This window comes from Acinetobacter sp. UBA3132, from assembly GCF_002364825.1.
GTDB lineage: Bacteria > Pseudomonadota > Gammaproteobacteria > Pseudomonadales > Moraxellaceae > Acinetobacter > Acinetobacter schindleri.
Genome location: NZ_DEZM01000191.1, coordinates 1 through 4,381, shown reverse-complemented (window position 1 = coordinate 4,381; position 4,381 = coordinate 1). Strand labels below are relative to the sequence as shown.

The following is a 4,381-nucleotide window of genomic DNA, read 5'->3' as shown; positions in this document are numbered from 1 at the left end:
CAGGTGGGAGAGCCAGGATTCCAGAAAGCCCACTCATTGCGAAGTGGGCTTTTTTTTATATCTATATTTTTAAATTTAAATCGTGTTGATCTGTATGCACTGTGCCATATCATTTCCGACGTTTCAGATCCTTTATAAGTTAAGGCTTATTAAAATCTGACTGCTGGCCTGTTTTACCTAAAGATAACAGTTTGAACTAAAAACCTTTTCGACTATTTTTAAAACACTTGATTCAATTTCTGCAGCTTTTTTCTAAAAGTGCCTTGACCCCTTTTCAAATCTCTCTATAATCGCTTTCAGATTCTCCAATAGCTCAGTCGGTAGAGCGACGGACTGTTAATCCGCAGGTCCCTGGTTCGAGCCCAGGTTGGAGAGCCAATCTATTCTCCCATAGCTCAGTCGGTAGAGCGACGGACTGTTAATCCGCAGGTCCCTGGTTCGAGCCCAGGTGGGAGAGCCAGGATTCTCGAAGAACCCACTCATTATGAAGTGGGTTTTTTATTTGCCCTAAGTTCTGCTGTGTTTCATTTGAGTCAGATTATTTTTTTTGTGATTGGCTGTCTGGCAAGTTTCGCCTTATTTTGCCTGCTCTTCCCGCACCTGTTTACCCGCCAGCAAAAATTTTACCCCAAACGTGTCATTACTGCCTTTGAAAGCAGGATGTTTACTCGTCTGAAAGATGCTTTTCCCCATCATCATATTTTGGCACAAGTTGCTTTCAGTGCCTTGATTACTCATGACCAGATGAATATGCGGAGTAAATTCAATCGCAAGGTGACTGACTTTGTAGTGATGGACCGGGAATATAATGTCGTTGCAATTGTAGAGCTCGATGATCCGAGTCATTTTGGCAAAGAAAAGGAAGATGCTGAACGCGATGCCATGCTGATTGCAGCAGGCTATACCGTTGTCCGATACACGGAAATACCGAGCATCAGACAACTACAACGGGATTTAAGATAATAAATTTATATAAAATACTTATTGCTGAATATTGGCTTCTGAGGCTGCCTGCACGTCTGTTTCAGCATTCGCTTGCCGTTCCACTGCCTGCTTTCTCTCAGCTGCCTCACGTGCTTCAATTCGGGCGATCATTTCAGCCTGCTGCTGTTTATACTTTTCCTGATTTTTGGCATCACTATTTACAGCTAGAAATGCCATCGTGACCAAAAAGATTGGAATACATAAAGCCAGGGTTCCAAAAATAACCAGTTTCTTGACACTGCGGGTTTTTGTCTGTTGCGACATAACAAACCTATACTCTTGACCTAAAATCTTGAGCCACTATAACAAACTCAGATGATTGCTCAAGACTTAGCAAGATAACAAATAAAAAAGGAGCCGAAGCTCCTTTTTTTTGAATCAACTAATAAATTAATTGGTTGTTGCAGCGCCTGTACAATGCGGACTGGTACTTGCATCTTTCTGCGCACTAGTTAGTACGATGCCAGTTCCTGCAGGCATGTGGGCTTGAATAAAATCGATAGCTTTTTCATTTCTACACACAATCGCTTGCGTATGACTCGCATTTGGCACAACATCCAACTCATATTTACTTGAATAGTCGGCTTGTGGGAAATATTTGGTTGCCTGTAATTTCATATTAGCAACCAATGCTTGAGTAACAGGTGGCAATACAGCCTGATCATTTGCACCCTGAATAATATAAACTGGTGTTTTAATCACTTTAGCCGCAGTTGCGTTAGTTGCAGGCTGATTATCAAGCAAGAATTTCTGAACCACTGGATCTGTTTGGATTTTATTTAAATTAATTCCATACTGAGAAATCATATGATTTGAATCTTTTAAGAATTCAAGCACCCCAGCTTTAAACTGTTCTTGTAGACCATTTGCACTGTTCGGGTCTGAATAACTTAAACACACCCCCTCATCACCAGTACGACCATAGGCTTGCTCTGCAATCACGCCCGCATCTGCAGTAAAGATATTTTTCAAATCATAATTGGGTTCATACGCCTTAATACCTGAACTGGTTAATGCCGCATAAGCTAAAAGCTCTGCATATCCATCTGCAATTTGACTGATAAGCATTTGCCCTTGTGCACCCGTTAGCTGTCCCATACTTACTGCATAACGCACTTGCATTAACTGCTCATCCAATCGATTCAGTCCATGCGCTTTAGGCTGACCATTCGTATCAACATTTAAATTCGGATCAAGATAAATCTGAATAATTTGACCTAAACTTGAGGCTGGTGCACCTGCAACTGCTCCCTTATAACTGGTATCTGCATTGGCAAATTCTGCTGTGCCTAATGATGCATGTCCGCCTTGTGATTGACCAATCGACATCCATTCACCATTCAGCTTTGTACCATAATGAGCTTTCGCTGCTTTAACAGCAAAAATTGCTGATTGTGCTGCACTAGATAAATTTAGATAAGGATGTACACCTTTTGTACCTAGCCCCTCGTAGTCAGGTGCAACAATGACATAACCTGCTGCTAATAAACTATTGGCTAATATTTTAAAACGAGGGTGAATAACATTCTTACTCGGCGCACAATCATCCCCCGCACCCACAGTCCCATGTTCCCAAACTACAATTCGATAGCCATCTTTAGGCTGCGGCGCATCAGGAAACAATACCAAAGCCGTTGCTTCTGCTGTTTTCCCCTGTACATTGGTCATGTTATAAGTCATCACCTTGATCGATGAGCTACTATCGACACTATCCAAAGCATAATTAGCTTCTGAGATAAATGTTGGTTTCTGAGTCAAAATAGATGAGTCATTATCATCATTACACGCTGTTAACGACAGCATGGAAACAGAAACTGCCAATGCAACTGCTATTTTTGTAAATTTCATAAGATATCCTTTTTAATCATTATTTTTAAGCATGAAACTACATGCAAGCTCCATTAAGGCATAAAAAAAAGCACCCGAATAGGATGCTTTATGCCAAATTAACTTTTAAGATAAATATCTTTAAACGACCAAAGCCATAAAAATACCGCAAAAAATTAACAAGCCAATCCAGCGATTGTGACGAAATGCCCAAAAACACCATTGAGGATCTCGATCACGTGTTTTGTACCATTGGTAAATAAAATCAATAGCTACAACAATGAGTGCAGCCAGACCAAATGGAAGCAATAAATTTTCCAGCCAAAGTGCCGCAGCAATCAACCCAATACTAACGGCCTGTAAAGCACTAATAATTTGAATGTCATGCTGGCCAAATAAAATAGCTGTCGATTTCACCCCAATTTTAAGATCATATTCACGATCCGTAATCGCATATTGGGTGTCATATGCTACAGTCCAGGCCAGATTACCAAAATATAAAAGCCAACAGGTTAAATCTGGTGTCTGGCCTACTGCGGTATAAGCCATGGGAATGGACCATGAAAATGCCGCACCCAAGAATACCTGCGGTAAATGCGTATAGCGTTTCATAAAAGGATAAATGAAAGCTAGAAATAAAGCCCCAAATGACCAATAGAACGTTTCAATCGGTAAGAAGAACAGCAAGCAGGCACTAGCAGCCACCAGCACCAGGAATACCATTACTGCTTCTTTACCACTAATGATTCCAGTTGCCAGTGGACGTGTTTTTGTTCGCTCCACATGTGCATCCACCTTTCGGTCGGCAAAGTCATTAATGGCACAACCTGCTGCACGCATAAAGATGACACCAAGAATCATTAGCACCAGAATACTCAGATCAGGTATTCCCTTTGCAGCCACCCAAAGTGCCCACATGGTGGGCCAAAAAACCAGTTCTGTGCCAATGGGCTTATCAAAACGACAAAGATAATAATAGGCGCTCAGACGTTCACGCCAGTTAATTGCTTGTGCAGTTGCCATATCAAATTAAGCCTGTTGATGTTCTATATATTGCTGGAAAGCCGGTAAAAATGTTTCTTGTACGATAAATTTACAGCCATGCCAAGTATAACAGCTCTGGCGGGTCCACCCATCTTCAAGATAAATCACACGACGCTCACAATGCGGATTGGTACGCTGGAATAACAGCCAGCCAATCGGCTTCGATCCAATATGCTGAAAAATCCGTGCCCGTTTTTGCAGGCTTAAAATCGGGAAAATACTTCTAGCCTTCACCCAAGGTTGTTCATCACAACCATATAAATAGCTTTCCCGCACCCAAGAGGTATGTTGATGTGGCATCCCCATCCAGCTGGCATTTTCAAAGCTTAAACGCTGAAAATGTTCTTTTAATGGCTGCACCCTAAATTGCCTATCTGCCAAATCAGTTAATTGCTGGGTTAATGATCCTGATGCATATAGCCATTCCCGAAATACAGCTGGTATTTGCTGTCTAGGCTGATTCTTAAATTTTAAACTCACAACATTCCCAACTTCATGATCAGGCATTATCTGTCTTGGCGATAAC

The 4,381-nt window shown here is 41.5% G+C and carries 5 protein-coding genes and 2 tRNA genes; 3 read left to right on the top strand and 4 right to left on the bottom strand.

Going from position 1 to position 4,381, the window contains the following annotated elements; all coding sequences use genetic code 11:
* Positions 1 to 302 precede the first annotated feature (302 nt).
* From B4033_RS10320 to B4033_RS10310, 3 genes are all read left to right on the top strand, one after another.
* Positions 303 to 378 (top strand) — tRNA-Asn (locus B4033_RS10320).
* A gap of 6 nt (positions 379 to 384) precedes the next feature.
* Positions 385 to 460, top strand: a tRNA-Asn gene (locus B4033_RS10315).
* A 59-nt stretch (positions 461 to 519) separates the two neighbouring features.
* A complete protein-coding gene (locus tag B4033_RS10310; protein ID WP_026056769.1) occupies positions 520 to 963 on the top strand; it encodes a DUF2726 domain-containing protein in 444 nt (147 codons plus the stop codon).
* Positions 964 to 981: 18 nt separating this feature from the next.
* Here the strand turns inward: B4033_RS10310 and B4033_RS10305 are convergent, their stop codons facing one another.
* The 4 genes from B4033_RS10305 to B4033_RS10290 form a co-directional block, all read right to left on the bottom strand.
* Positions 982 to 1,248, bottom strand: coding sequence for a hypothetical protein (locus B4033_RS10305; RefSeq protein WP_008303677.1), 267 nt, complete (start codon positions 1,246 to 1,248; stop codon positions 982 to 984).
* Positions 1,249 to 1,374: 126 nt separating this feature from the next.
* Complete coding sequence (locus B4033_RS10300) at positions 1,375 to 2,832, bottom strand: alpha/beta hydrolase family protein (RefSeq protein WP_004810580.1); 1,458 nt, start codon at positions 2,830 to 2,832, stop codon at positions 1,375 to 1,377.
* A 120-nt stretch (positions 2,833 to 2,952) separates the two neighbouring features.
* A complete protein-coding gene (ubiA, locus tag B4033_RS10295; RefSeq protein ID WP_163168416.1) occupies positions 2,953 to 3,834 on the bottom strand; it encodes a 4-hydroxybenzoate octaprenyltransferase in 882 nt (293 codons plus the stop codon).
* Between the two features lie 6 nt (positions 3,835 to 3,840).
* Positions 3,841 to 4,362: a chorismate--pyruvate lyase family protein gene (locus tag B4033_RS10290; protein ID WP_286833685.1), complete on the bottom strand. Its 522-nt coding sequence runs from the start codon at positions 4,360 to 4,362 to the stop codon at positions 3,841 to 3,843.
* Positions 4,363 to 4,381: the final 19 nt, after the last annotated feature.

Bases quoted from the DNA above. Each gene is read 5' to 3' on its own strand.
- B4033_RS10305 (WP_008303677.1), bottom strand. From the start codon at position 1,248: ATGTCGCAACAGACAAAAACCCGCAGTGTCAAGAAACTGGTTATTTTT.
- B4033_RS10300 (WP_004810580.1), bottom strand. From the start codon at position 2,832: ATGAAATTTACAAAAATAGCAGTTGCATTGGCAGTTTCTGTTTCCATG.
- ubiA (WP_163168416.1), bottom strand. From the start codon at position 3,834: ATGGCAACTGCACAAGCAATTAACTGGCGTGAACGTCTGAGCGCCTAT.
- B4033_RS10290 (WP_286833685.1), bottom strand. From the start codon at position 4,362: ATGCCTGATCATGAAGTTGGGAATGTTGTGAGTTTAAAATTTAAGAAT.